This is a genomic window from Clostridia bacterium, from assembly GCA_036654455.1.
Lineage (GTDB): Bacteria > Bacillota > Clostridia > Christensenellales > CAG-314 > JAVVRZ01.
Genome location: JAVVRZ010000002.1, coordinates 379385 through 392725 on the forward strand (window position 1 = coordinate 379385; position 13341 = coordinate 392725).

Consider the following 13341-nt stretch of genomic DNA (forward strand, 5'->3'; position numbering starts at 1 on the left):
ATGCAACAACTTTTTATACAAAAATAAAAAATTTTTTATTTAATTTAAACTTTATTTACGCTAAATATTGTTAAACAAATAGCGATAGTATATAGTTACTATCGCTATTTAAATTATTAATTTTAAGTTGCAAAACTACAAATTATTTTTGGTTTGAGATAAAGTGTTTAATTAACGACAGGGTATTTGCTATTCCGTCAAGGTGAGTTCTTTCGTAGCCGTGCGAAGCGTAGACGCCCGAACCGATTAGAGCGTGTCTTACGTCGTAACCTGCGCTTAGAGCCGCCGAAGCGTCCGAGCCGTAATGGGGATAAACGTCTACTGCATAATTTAGGTTGTTTGCCTTAGCGCACTCGATTAATTTTGTAGTAAGGTCATAGTTATAAGGTCCTGAGCTATCTTTTGCGCAAATGCTAACTGCGTGTTCGTCGCAAGTAAGCCCGTCGCCTACGCAACCCATATCGACGCAAAGTATGTCGTCGTAAGGATAGGGGAAAGAGGCGCAACCATGCCCGACTTCTTCAAATACCGTAATATAAACATAGACTTTGCGAGGAAGAACGATATTATTTTCGGCAATATAGTTTGCGTAATTAAGTAGTATAGCTACACTTAGTTTATCGTCAATAAAGCGACTTTTTAAATATCCGCTGTCGGTAAGAACTGTGCGAGGGTCAAAGCAAACGTAGTCGCCACAAGAAATTCCTAGTTGTTCGGTTTGTAACTTGCTTGATGTTTTTTGGTCGATTACCACTTCCATAGTGTCAAAAGTGCGTTCTTTTGTGGCGTAATTGCCGTTAACGTGAGAAGAAGCGTTGTCGAGTTGCATACAACCCGTATAAGTTTTGCCTGTGCGAGTAAATATTTGACAATTCTCGCCCTCGATATTTTGCGGTTGAAGTCCGCCGATACGGCTTATACGCAGTCTGCCGTTACCTTTAATTTCGCACACCATACCGCCAAGCGTATCGATATGAGCCGACAACACAAGGGGGTTACCTTCTCCGCCTAGCTCCACGCATACGCAACCTTTTTTGGTTAGAGTAGCGCAAAAGCCTAATTTTTCAAATTCGCCCTTAGTATATTCGGCAACTTTGTTTGTAAAACCGCTAGGGCTAGGAATACTTGTGAGTTTTTTAAATTCAGTAATGCAATCCATATATTCTTTTCTCCTTTATTTCTCCGCTTAATTATATCATTTCTTGACGACTTAATCAACAGCTATAAGATATTTAAAAAGTATAACCGCCTAAATTTAGGCGGTTATTATAGCGGAAGCGTTTTTTTAAAACCGTGATAAGAAAATTAACGTTATTTTAAAAATGTCAATTTAATTTTTTAAAAATAACTATTAACTTTTTAATGTTAAAAACCTTGTTTTATTTGCCGGCTAGGAAATCTTTGATAAAACCATAAACATTGCTAGTTTCTACCGTATATGGAAGTTTTTCTATACCTTTTGCCGTAAACCATTCGGCGTTATAACCCGGAGTTTGCGTAGATAGACCGCCCCAAGTTGTAATAAGTTGTTCTGCCGTTGCCGTAGCTACGTTTACCTTGCAGTCGGTTTGTTCGTCGCTATTTAGTTTAAAAGTGTATAAACTCCACGAAGTGTTCCAGTATCCTACTACGACAGCTTTGTATGTCCACGTCGTCCAACTATGATTTCTCTTTTCCAGTAGGCTCAGCCCCGTATTCCAATCTTCTTTGCTATCAAAGAAGTTAAATTCGCCAAGCAATTTCGCCGTATCGTGATTGTTAAAGGGTAGTAGATAATCTTGATAATAGTAGAATAAACTATACGGAACGGTATCGTGTATCCAATTATACCAGTGATATTGATATAGTACGTTTGTCCAACCGTATTGACTAGGGTTAGGCAAATTGCTATATCCCCAACAGCCTTCGACAGAAATGCAGTGATATTCGTCAACTTCTCTTATGCCTTTAATTATTTGGTCAAATACTTCCCATTGTTTTTTGCCTGTAAACGTGCCATTTGCGCCCGAACCTGTTGGTTCGTTCATAATGTCGTAGGCAACGATTGATTTACCGAGTTCGGTTTCTATATTTATATAGTGGTCTGCGATAGCTTTCCACATAGCGATAGTTTGGTCAATATAAGTTTGATTGTCCCAAAAGCTGTTTTGGGTGTTGTCGCCGCTATGTTCGTATTTGTTTTGCGAGCCAACTACGCCGTGACAGTCTAATATTACATATAGGCCGTTATCTTTGCACCCTTCGATAAACCAGTCAAGCCATTTAAACGCATCGTCCTTCATAGTTAAATGATAGTTGTCGCCCTCCATAACCGTACGGTAATAGAAAGGCAAACGCACGCAATTTAGTCCTAACTTTGCGATATTTTCAAAGTCTACGTCTTGCCACCAATTTGAGTAATACCAGTCAAGTAGTAAGTCGACGGTAGAACAATCTTCTTCGTACCACCAGTATTTACTAGGGTTAGACTTGCATATACTGCGCAAAAGAATTATGTCTTTATCGCTTTCGTTTAAATTTTTGTTGTTATTTAACGCATCAAGCACAAATGCCATAGGCGTTTCGTTGTATGCAATTTTGCCGTCCTTTTGCTCGTAACCTAGCGAAGTTGCGCCAAGCCAGCCTTCCCAAATTAGCCAATTCCCTGCGTTTGTGCCACGTAGCAATAGGGCTTTGCCGTCTTTATCGTACAAAGATTTACCGCTAGAAACTACGTAGTCGGTGTCGTTATTAATTGTCGATTCAAATTTGACGGTGTAACTTACGTGATAAATTAACGCAAATAACGAATAACAAATTAAAACGCCTACAAGACACAAGCAAACTAAACCAATAATCTTAAAAGTTTTTTTGGTTGTTTTTCGGCAAGCAAGTTGTTTTTCAGTCAATTCTTCTTTCATATTGTCACCTCAATGCTAATAAAATAGTTAATTTTATTTTAACACAATAAATTAAAATATACAATACTTATAAAAAATATAAAAGCATTTAAGCCTAGACATAATAACAGATTAAGTGTTAATTTTTGTTAATTACGGCTACATTTTAGTTTTATAAAGATAAAATGACAATAATTAGTCATCTTTTAAGTAATTTTTTTTTAAAAAACCTATTGACAAAGTGTTTTTGCTTTGTTACACTTCATTCAAACAAGGTAGTTTGATATTGACTACTTCGATGTTTACTATTTCTTTCATCATTATTTTTTAAAAGTATATTTTTGGTAGTTTGATATTTGACTATCATTATTTATTTTAGGTTTGGGTTCTTTTTTTTAATTTATTTTTACTACTTACTTTTTAATTACATATTTTGGTAGTTTGATATTCGACTCGCCAACTTTATTCTATGTACTTGTATTCTTCACGACATCTTTGTAAGTTCAATTTATAAGTATGTTTTTTTATGCTTATAAATTGCCATATTAATATTAGGAGGAACAAAAATGAGAAAGAACAAACTATCAGTGTTGATATTAGTGTTGGTAATCGCTTTGTCTTGCACGCTATGCGGTTTTTCTAGCTGTAACGGAACAGGTGAAATAGGAGAGACCAAGACTATTACTACGCTAAATGGCAAACAAATTGAAATACCCGTTAGTCCGCAAAGAATAGTCGCTTTAACTAACGTTGGCGATTTACTAGCTATGGGTATTACCCCAGTTGCAGGCGCAAACCAATTTATCAATGAGAACCTCGGTTTTTCCGCAAGCGGAGTAGCCGTACTCAAAAACACTCAACCCTTCGACGCAGAGGAAATATTGTCTTATACCCCCGACTTAATTATTGTTTATCAAGATATGTCGATAGAGAATATAGCTACGCTCGAAGCAATCGCTCCGGTTGTTCCAATTAAGTCAAACAGTCTTGATTGTAGCGTAAGACTAGCCTATATTGGCGAATTGTTCAACCTACAAGATAAGGCAATTGAAGTTATTGGCCACGTTGACACTGTTATCAGCAAAGCCATCGCAAGATTTAAGACCCTTAACGTTGAGGGAAAAACAGTTACCGTATTTAACTATTTTAGCGGACTAGAAATTATCGTAAGCGATATGTTTGCGTTTAATAGCATTATTTACAAAACATTTAAAATGCGCGCTCCTCAAAAAGTCGAAGACGAAATATTTGGACACGACGGAATGTTTGCAATTTCTAGCGAACTTATGGGCGACTACATAGGCGACTACATCTTTACGCTTATGGATCCTCTCCCCTCAGATTTAACCGAGCTACCTATTTGGAAGGCGCTTAAACCTGTAAAAGCTGGCGCAGTAGGATATCTTGATATGGAACTTTACTTACAGAAAGACGCCCTTTACGTAGAAAAACAATATGACGTAATACTTGATTTGTTAGAAGCGGCGTTTGGAGTTAAAGCGTAATTAACGCTTACTACTATTAAATAAAAAGAGCGAGATATGCAACAATTACATATTAAAAAGAACAATTTACAAAACTTTATATTGATTATGATTGTTGGTTCTGTGGCGCTACTTATCGTTGGCATTCTTTTCGTAATCTTTGGCGCAAAGAACATTAACTTTATGGACATCTGGAATGCCTTTTTTAGCTATGACAACACAAACACAGACCACATCATAATTATCGGGCTTAGACTACCTAGATTGATTGCAAACATTATGGTAGGCAGCGCGCTTGCATTGACTGGCGCTATTATGCAGGGCAGTACAAAAAACCCTATGGCAGATAGCGGTCTTATGGGCATCAGCGGTGGCGCAGTATTTGCTATGACTATTATGTTAGTATTCTTTCCGGGTATGTCTAAGCTCGGCATGATAGGACTTTCTTGCTGTGGGGCGGCGCTTGCTACATTCATGACTTACTTTATAGCCGCAGCCAGCAGGAAGGGAATGACGCCCGAAAGGCTTGTTCTTTCCGGTATGTCTATTTCAATGCTATTCTCTTCGTTAAGTAGCGCTTTAATACTTAAATTTAATATGACAAGAGAATTAGCTTTTTATATGGCGGGTACGACCTCGACTGTCAACTGGCTCGACGTGCAGTTGTGCGCCCCAGTATTTATTATTGGCGTAACTGTCAGCTTGTGTATCTCGCGTTCCCTTACGGTAATGAATTTAGGCGACGACGTGGCGACGGGACTAGGTCTTAATGTTAAATTAATTAAGACAATCAATACTCTTGTAGTTCTGTTGCTTACCGCAATGGCGGTTATTATCATAGGGCCGGTATCTTATATCGGTCTTATGGTACCGCACATCGCTCGTCACCTAGTCGGTACTGACTATCGCTTAGTGCTACCGACTTCGGCTCTGCTGGGCGCAATATTTGTAGTGATAGTGGACTTCATCGGCAAGATTATTATGAGTCCTTTTGAAATGCCCATTGGAATATTGCTATCACTTATCGGCGTGCCTTTCTTTATCTATATTTCCCGTAAACAGAGGAGGGAATTTGGACAATGAGAAAAGAATTAGTAAGAATGTCAAGTACTAAAAAGGGCGGTTTAGTAATATTAGCCTTAGGCATTGCAGTAATACTTACCACTTTACTTAGTATGTGTTTTGGACCAACCGGTCTACCCTTTGGTAGAATCATAGCTACGTTATTTGGCTTTGGTTCGCCAAAAGAGAATTTAATAGTGTTTACCTATCGTATGCCAAGACTCATGCTCTCAATACTTGTTGGCATAGGTATGGGCGTATCGGGCGCAATTATGCAGAGCTTGCTAAGAAATGATATGGCAAGTCCGGGTACGCTAGGTATTAGCTCGGGTTCGGGCTTGTTTATGATACTCTATGTAATCTTGTTCTTTGGCGACGAATACAGCGACTTTATGTTACCTGTGCTTGCGCTTATGGGCGGAATTACATCGGCCGGGTTAATATTCTTGTTTAGCCGAAAGAAAGGCGTTCCTATTAGCCCAACAAAATTAATTTTAACCGGCGTTGCAATAAGCGGAGCGTATGGCTCTGCGCAACTACTCCTAACGCTTACGCTAGAAGAAACCAAGATAGACTTTGTGCAGAAGTGGCAAGCCGGCGATTTATGGGGCACAGAATGGAAGTATGTAATTATTCTTGCTGTTTGGTTACTTATCTTTGTTGGCTGGGCGTATTATAAGGCAACAACGCTTAACACCATCAACTTAGGTTACGACATTGCAACCGGTCTAGGCGTTAATCTTAACAAGCAATTTATAATACTTGCCTTATGCGCAGTAGCTACGGCGTCCGCAACGGTAGCCTTTGGCGGAAACTTCTTCTTTCTAGGTTTAATTAGTCCGCATATAGCGAGAAAAATAATAGGCAGTAACAATAAGATTTTAATGCCTGCCTCAGCGTTAGTCGCCTCGCTAATTGTTTTAGTCGGCGATATGCTCGCAAGAAACATCGGCTTCTTAATCGGCGTGCCGGCAGGAATTGTAATAACAGTAATTAGCATACCCTATTTCTTGTATTTATTAAGTAAAGCATAGGAGAGATATGAATAGTATTAGCACACAAAACCTAAAAATAGGTTATCAAGATACAATTATAGTACCTAAGTTAGATATAACATTAGAGAAAGGCAAAATAACTTCGATTATTGGACCAAACGGTTGTGGCAAGTCGACTGTACTTAAAGCTATTAGTAGATTGCTTAAACCTAAGTCGGGTACAGTCTTAATCAACGACACCGATATGAAGACTATGCCAACTAAGGAAATTGCAAAGTTACTTGCAATACTTCCTCAAACGCCGGTTGCCCCTAGCGGATTAACTTGCGAGGAGCTTGTGGCTTACGGAAGATTTCCCTATCAAAAGGGCTTTGGCAAACTAAGCCCGCAAGATAAAGAGATAATTAATTGGGCAATGCAAGCGACTAGACTTACCGAATTTGCCAACCGAGAAATAGGCAGTCTTTCGGGCGGACAAAGACAGAAAGTTTGGATTGCTATGGCTCTTGCTCAGCAAACAGGCACAATTTTATTAGACGAACCAACTACTTACCTTGACCTTGCTCACCAACTTGAAGTTCTTGACCTCTTAGTAGACCTTAACGTTAAACATAATTGCACAATCGTAATGGTTTTGCACGACCTTAACTTAGCTTCAAGATTTTCGAATTATTTATTGGCAATGAAGAGCGGTCACGTAGTTAAATACGGCACGCCCGAAGAAGTTATGACAAATGAAATACTTAAAGAGTGTTTTAACATCGACGCTACAATAATGTTGGAAAAAAGCACCGGTAAGTATACCTGCGTAACTTACAATTTATTAGATAGAGAGTAAATATGAAAAAGATAGCATTTTATGGAAAAGGTGGCATAGGTAAATCTACCACAGTATCAAATATCGCAGTTGCTCTAACCAAACTAGGTTATAGAGTAATGCAAATAGGTTGTGACCCTAAATCAGACTCAACCGTCAACCATAACAACGGACAACGTATCCCTACTGTGCTTGACGCAATGAGGGATAGCGATACCGTTCTACTTGAAAACATTGTAAAAGTCGCCGACAACGGGGTAATTTGCGTCGAGGCAGGCGGGCCTGTTCCCGGTACGGGTTGCGCAGGCAGAGGTATAATTGCAGCTTTTGAGCAACTTCAAGCCTTATCCGCTTACGAAGTCTACAAGCCCGACTTTATATTATACGACGTTTTGGGCGACGTAGTTTGCGGTGGTTTTGCAATGCCAATACGAAACGGCTTTGCCGACGAAGTTTATATAGTAACTTCGGGCGAAATGATGTCGCTTTACGCAGCAAATAATATTGCAAACGCAGTAAAGAACTTTGGCAAATATGGTTACGCTATGCTTAAAGGCGTAATTTTAAATTGCAAAAATGTCGAGGACGAATATGAGCTTACCAAGAAGGCTTGCGACGAGATGGAGACTACGATAGTTTACACCGTCCCTAGAAGTAGCGCAGTGCAAAGCGCCGAGAATCAACATAAAACCGTAATTGAAGCTTTCCCGGATAGCGAGATGTATAATACATATATAGGTCTTGCAAAGAAACTTATTTAATATGGATATAATTACTTATAATTCAAAAAAACTTAAAAAAGAGGCAATTTTGTCCTCAAACGCTATGGACGTAGGGTGTCACTGTCCTATGGACTACGTGCTTGAAGAAGCGCTTAATTTTGATATGCTTGATACTTTAATAGTAGGCATAGGCGAATGCGCATTCTATTCTAAGCTAATTACTAGCGAATACGGGCAACAACATTGGAGTTATCGGCTTGCCGACAACGACCTAGTTTTTGGTTGCGAGAAGCAAATTAAGCAATGCGTAACCGAGATGCTTGCAAATACCAGTAACGACTTGCTTATTCTTGTAACTTGTATTCCCAACATAGCCAACCTTGACATAGAAGGCTATATTAGGGAGCTTAATCAAGATAAGCGAATTTATATTCTAGCAACTCCGCATTTCAAGGGTTTTTCGCCATTTGACAGCATACTTGACTTGTATAGTCTTTTGCTATCAAGACAAGTTAGAACAAGTACCAGAGATGCCGTTGCTGTTTGGGGCGAAAACAAATCAATAGTATGTAAATTTAAACAAGAACATATCGTTGGTCAAACTACGATAGCTAGGCTGGGCGAATTACTGGAATGTCAACGCCACATAGTCTTTGAAAGGCGTTATTTAAGAGGGGTTAAAGATTACTGCGACAAATATAACTTACCTTTATACAATTTTGTAGGGTTAGAAGTCGCCGATGTATACTCAACCTATTATAAGGAATTAGGCGTTAAAGATGTTAGCGCAAAGGCTCGTCAACTTGAAGAACAAATTAAACTTAAACCTAAAAAAGTAGCTATTAAGGCTCGTCACGGCGTAGAAATTGCTAAATATCTTGCAAATTTCGGCATTAAAACTACTTTGCTTATTGTTGACGACTTCAACGTTTCAAATTATGAAAAAATTAGCAGTTACGATAATGACATTATGATAGTAAAAGATTATAGCGTTAAATTTGAGCAAATCAAGAATTGCGAATATGACGCAGAGCTTGACTTTACTAAGGTCGAAGAAGAACTTTTCAATAAATACGGTTGCGAATTGACAAGTTCGCTTTGCGAATTTGCGCTAGAAACGCTTTAAAAGGAGAGAATAATGCCAGTTGAAAAATATATTTCACCAATAACCGCTCGTATGGCGGTGTATGAAAACTTAATTAATCTTGTCAACTGCGCCGTAGTCGATTATAGCACAATGGGACACGGACTGTATAACTATGGCTATATCCCCAGACTTACAAGCAGTTGCGCTAGCATTAAAGCGTTTATGACGCATATTAGCGAAACCGATATTATTTTAGGTAGCACAAAAAAACTTTATTCCGCTATTGACGAGTTAACAAAAAACTATAATTTCGACGCTATATTTATTATGCCTTCGGCGATTGCAAGCGTAATCGGGTTTGACCTTGCAGGCGTTGCAAGAGATTTATCGGCTAAATTTAATAAGATTATTATATCCTTTGACGTAGGTTTAAGCCTTGACTATTATCAAGGCAACCAAGTAGCTAGTTTAAAACTAATCGAACAATTCTCCAAGCCTTCTTGTGATAAGAAGAAAAATTATTACAATTTGTTAGGCGGTTTTGTCAACGAATTTAACTACGAAGCCGATACAAGGGAAATAGTCGACTTGTTACATAACGCATTATTTCTTGAACCAAATTTTGTATATAACGGCGAAAATACTATTGAAAACTTTTCAAATATAACTTCTGCCGAATTTAATATCGTAACAAGTAGAGAGGCTATTCCTACCGCCGAATATTTGCAAACCAAATTTAATATGCCTTACATTTATTTTAGGCCTTATGGCTTTGATAATACCATAAAGAGTTTGCAAGAAGTAGCGGAAAAGTTCTCTTTACAAATAAATCACGACTTTTTAAGGCGAGAAAAAAATAAATATTTTAATATTTATGAACAAATTAAAAATATTATTAAATTTGTGGGCAAGGAAATCAGCGTATACGCTAAGTACGACATAGCTTACGGCATTTCTAAATTTTTAGAAGAAGAACTTTGCGCAAAAGTTGAGAAATTGACCGACAAAGAGAATACTACGGCGTATTGTAGTTACGACGAATATATAGTTACTCACAAAGATTATTCGGGCATAATATTTACTAACGACCAAGTCTTAAAATTATTAGGCAAAGATAGGCGTTTGCAAGTTGACAACCCTGTCTACGCTTATAAAATGCTTAGCCCGTATTCGTTGCCCCTAGTATCCTTTTCGGGGGCTTGTCACATTTGCCAACTTATTTCTGCCGAACTAATCGGCGATAGATTTTAATTAAAAAGGTATACCTCCCTTTTTTATTGATAGAAGCGTCCTACTAAGTTGTAGGACGCTTCTATCAATTATATTAAAATTAAATTTTAGTTTTAGCTTAGTTTTCTTTTAAGCTTTCTAGTTCGTGAGCTTTTTTTAGGTCTTTTTCTACGCCTACGCCATTTTTGTAACAGTCGATTAAGCAATCTAAGCAATGCGCATTTCCATTATCATATCCCTTTTGATACCAGTAGAAAGCTTTTTGTTGGTTACTAACCCTGTCTTCTTCTCTTAAATTTGCCCTTTGCATATATTCGTCGGCAACTAGAACAATGGACGGCGTATAGTTTAGACAAGAAGCCTTTATTCTCCACTTAAATCGCATATTGCTAGCTTTTCCAAAAATATCATTTGAAAAGTCTGCCTCTTGCTTAATTTTTTCGTAAGTTATTTCGCCTAAAATGTAGGCGGCTTCGCCAGAACCGTCGTTTACGGCTTTTCTAAGTCTTTTTTGAGTTACTTGCGTTTGCCCGTTAGTGTTTGTGGGTAATTTTGCAAGTAGCAATATAGCGTCTTTTTGTTGTTTTGCAATGGCTTTTTTAAAATATTCGCAAGCAATATCTTCTTTTTGGTCGTTAGAATATAGTTGGTAGAGAGTAAATAGCGCGTCGATGTTACCACGTTCTAGCTCCTGCTTTGCTATTTGATAAGGCGTATAGGTAAAGCCGTCGAGGAGTCTTTTTTCGGCAAGCAGAACTACTTGACCGCCAATTTCTTCGTCGCTTGTAGTTTGCGAGGCAATTTTGCAGTACTGCTCGGCTTCCTGATTAGTTATTTCGACATATCCGTTATCAAATAGATTGACAATTTCTAAACAAGCGTTGGGAAAAAATTGTTTAGCCGAATGACGAATATAGCTTATACCGCAAGCAAGGTCTTTTTTGCAAGCGTTACCAGCAAGCGTCATAATACCTAGATAGAACCAAGCGCCTCTATGCCCAAGTTGGCTAGATTTGTCAAACAAATCATAGGCAAGGTCGTCTTGCTTATTTTTGTAGGCGATTACTCCTTGCCGATACAACTGTTGACTTTTGTCGGCGCAGTCTAACTTAGCGTAATAGTCGTCATAATACTGTTTATCTTTGTAATCTGTGTTCAATGTCGCCCCTTTTTAAATACTAGAAACTAGTTGTTTAACTAATTTAATTATATCTTAGTATTCTGTTGATGTCAATATTCTTTACGTTATCTTAGCTCGCCAGTAATGCTCAAAGAAGATTAAAAAGCAATTTATTAGAAAAAATTTTAACAATAATATGCAAGTTATTTAATAATGTAGAAGTTAAATGCAAGCTAATAATATTTTGTACAAAATATTAAAAATATATCAATCGTGAATAGTTTCAAGAAAATTTCACAAAAATAGACTTGTATTCTTTATCTTTTAATGCTACAATATGCTTAATGTCTTCAAGATAATATAGAGGCGATTTTTAAGCGTTTTTATACTATTTTATTTAATTACTACGTTGTAATTCTAATTAAATAAACAGAAATGATATTTTTACATAAATTTTTAAAATATCTACTTTTAGAAAAGGCACGAAAATTTGTATATCGCCTATGTTTAATTTGTAATATTTTTAGATATATTTATTATATTAATCTTAACTAGGTTTAGATTAACCGTAGTTGAGCAAAAATAATCTTAGCGACAAAAAGGAGAAATATGATTTGGTTTATTGTTGATTCTACATTTGGAATTGAAAAAATATACGCTGAAAAAAACAACGTAAAAATTGTAAATCTTAGGCTTAACCTAGACGAAAAGGTCTATGAGGAAGGTACGGAGCAAGAGTGGGATACTTTTTTTGAGGCATTTGAAAAGAGCAAAAGTTTTCCTACCACAAGTCAGCCTAACCCACAAGACTACATCAACGCAATCGAGTCTATTAGGCTTGAAGACCCAACTTCTAAGATAGTGGTGCTTACCATTTCCGAAACGCTTAGCGGTACTATTAACTCGGCAAAACTTGCGTGCAAAAATTATAAAGATATTGTTATTTTTGACTCCGGCACAACTTCGGTTAGCGCCCGTGTCGCTTTTGAAGAAATTGTTAACTACTCTAAGGACAAAACATTTGAAGAAACTGTCAAGGCTATCCCCACCATTTTAAAGAATGTTTATATATATTTCATTCCAAAGACAATGGAATATTTAAAGCGTGGCGGACGAGTAGGGCTACTTGCCTCGGTTGTAGCTACCGTGTTAAGTATCAAACCTATATTCTGTTTTCACTACGGCAAAGTTTCCGTTCCCAAAAAAGCGATTGGCATCAAAATGGCGATTGCTAGCGCAGTTGGTCTTGTTCCGCAGACATTTAAACGCATAACAGCTTGTTATATTCACTCAAAGGAGAATTTGCCAATACTACTTGAAAAATTGACCGAGCGGTTTTCTTTAAAGAAATTAGAAGCTTTCGCTGTTAGCCCGGTGCTAGGCTCTCACATCGGCATGGGTACAATCGGCGTAATTTACCTCAACAACTACACATTATAGCCATCTAGCGCATAAGCAAATCGCAAAGAGTTTGTCATTTAGAAGAATAAAATTAAGCGTTATGCCTAGGCTGATAACAATTAAATAGAGCTTACAGTTTGCTAATAATTTTTTAAGGGCAGTAGGGTAGAAATAAGAAAGTTAGAAATAAGAAAGATAATATTTACTTTTACTTTATAAAAATAGAGCAAGGACAAAAGTCCTTGCTCTATTTTTATAACCCGATAACTAACGCAACAAATCTCTTTGCAACAGTAAGGTTCGGTTTATGCGCTTTTGGTGGAGACGAGGGGAGTCGAACCCCTGACCTATGCGTTGCGAACGCATCGCTCTACCAACTGAGCCACGCCCCCATAATTTATTTAATTTTTTTATAATATGCTACTTGACTACCAGCAATCTTTTCTTTGCCGTTGGTAGAGCAAGCTCTTCCGGGTCGCAATTACAAATTGCTCCCCGCTTTGGCTAACAAATTGCCAAAGGGCAATTTGTCTTAACGCGTCGC

Annotated in this window: 11 protein-coding genes and 1 tRNA gene; 8 read left to right on the forward strand and 4 right to left on the reverse strand. The window is 37.7% G+C overall.

From position 1 onward, the window contains the following. Positions 1-142: 142 nt before the first annotated feature. Both RR062_03790 and RR062_03795 read right to left on the reverse strand, forming a co-directional pair. Positions 143-1159 (reverse strand): M42 family metallopeptidase, encoded by a 1017-nt coding sequence (locus RR062_03790; protein MEG2026831.1) that lies wholly within the window; start codon positions 1157-1159, stop codon positions 143-145. Positions 1160-1379: 220 nt separating this feature from the next. Beyond that, on the reverse strand, positions 1380-2900 hold the full coding sequence (locus RR062_03795) for a cellulase family glycosylhydrolase (protein ID MEG2026832.1): 1521 nt from the start codon (positions 2898-2900) through the stop codon (positions 1380-1382). Positions 2901-3445: 545 nt separating this feature from the next. Between RR062_03795 and RR062_03800 the strand changes: the two genes are divergently transcribed. Genes RR062_03800 through RR062_03830 form a run of 7 tightly spaced genes read left to right on the forward strand, consistent with a single transcriptional unit; the run spans position 3446 to position 10297 of the window. Then, positions 3446-4384, forward strand: coding sequence for an ABC transporter substrate-binding protein (locus RR062_03800; GenBank protein MEG2026833.1), 939 nt, complete (start codon positions 3446-3448; stop codon positions 4382-4384). A gap of 36 nt (positions 4385-4420) precedes the next feature. Continuing rightward, complete coding sequence (locus RR062_03805) at positions 4421-5446, forward strand: iron ABC transporter permease (protein MEG2026834.1); 1026 nt, start codon at positions 4421-4423, stop codon at positions 5444-5446. Next, on the forward strand, positions 5443-6459 hold the full coding sequence (locus tag RR062_03810) for an iron ABC transporter permease (protein MEG2026835.1): 1017 nt from the start codon (positions 5443-5445) through the stop codon (positions 6457-6459). Before RR062_03805 ends, RR062_03810 begins: the two co-directional genes overlap by 4 nt. A gap of 7 nt (positions 6460-6466) precedes the next feature. After that, positions 6467-7258, forward strand: a complete 792-nt coding sequence (locus RR062_03815; GenBank protein ID MEG2026836.1) for an ABC transporter ATP-binding protein — start codon at positions 6467-6469, stop codon at positions 7256-7258. A gap of 2 nt (positions 7259-7260) precedes the next feature. Further along, a complete protein-coding gene (locus RR062_03820; GenBank protein MEG2026837.1) occupies positions 7261-7998 on the forward strand; it encodes a nitrogenase iron protein NifH in 738 nt (245 codons plus the stop codon). 1 nt (position 7999) lies between these two features. After that, positions 8000-9085, forward strand: a complete 1086-nt coding sequence (locus tag RR062_03825) for a nitrogenase component 1 (protein ID MEG2026838.1) — start codon at positions 8000-8002, stop codon at positions 9083-9085. A gap of 12 nt (positions 9086-9097) precedes the next feature. Further along, a complete protein-coding gene (locus tag RR062_03830; protein ID MEG2026839.1) occupies positions 9098-10297 on the forward strand; it encodes a nitrogenase component 1 in 1200 nt (399 codons plus the stop codon). A gap of 97 nt (positions 10298-10394) precedes the next feature. Here RR062_03830 and RR062_03835 read toward each other — a convergent pair whose 3' ends face one another. Then, complete coding sequence (locus tag RR062_03835; protein MEG2026840.1) at positions 10395-11435, reverse strand: hypothetical protein; 1041 nt, start codon at positions 11433-11435, stop codon at positions 10395-10397. Between the two features lie 570 nt (positions 11436-12005). Here RR062_03835 and RR062_03840 point away from each other — a divergent pair. Further along, positions 12006-12836, forward strand: coding sequence for a DegV family protein (locus RR062_03840; GenBank protein MEG2026841.1), 831 nt, complete (start codon positions 12006-12008; stop codon positions 12834-12836). 277 nt (positions 12837-13113) lie between these two features. Here RR062_03840 and RR062_03845 read toward each other — a convergent pair. Further along, positions 13114-13189, reverse strand: a tRNA-Ala gene (locus RR062_03845). Positions 13190-13341: the final 152 nt, after the last annotated feature.

Coding starts and splice junctions, on each gene's coding strand:
- RR062_03840 (MEG2026841.1), top strand. CDS start 12,006: ATGATTTGGTTTATTGTTGATTCTACATTTGGAATTGAAAAAATATAC.
- RR062_03800 (MEG2026833.1), top strand. CDS start 3,446: ATGAGAAAGAACAAACTATCAGTGTTGATATTAGTGTTGGTAATCGCT.
- RR062_03830 (MEG2026839.1), top strand. CDS start 9,098: ATGCCAGTTGAAAAATATATTTCACCAATAACCGCTCGTATGGCGGTG.
- RR062_03805 (MEG2026834.1), top strand. CDS start 4,421: ATGCAACAATTACATATTAAAAAGAACAATTTACAAAACTTTATATTG.
- RR062_03825 (MEG2026838.1), top strand. CDS start 8,000: ATGGATATAATTACTTATAATTCAAAAAAACTTAAAAAAGAGGCAATT.
- RR062_03790 (MEG2026831.1), bottom strand. CDS start 1,159: ATGGATTGCATTACTGAATTTAAAAAACTCACAAGTATTCCTAGCCCT.
- RR062_03810 (MEG2026835.1), top strand. CDS start 5,443: ATGAGAAAAGAATTAGTAAGAATGTCAAGTACTAAAAAGGGCGGTTTA.
- RR062_03820 (MEG2026837.1), top strand. CDS start 7,261: ATGAAAAAGATAGCATTTTATGGAAAAGGTGGCATAGGTAAATCTACC.
- RR062_03795 (MEG2026832.1), bottom strand. CDS start 2,900: ATGAAAGAAGAATTGACTGAAAAACAACTTGCTTGCCGAAAAACAACC.
- RR062_03815 (MEG2026836.1), top strand. CDS start 6,467: ATGAATAGTATTAGCACACAAAACCTAAAAATAGGTTATCAAGATACA.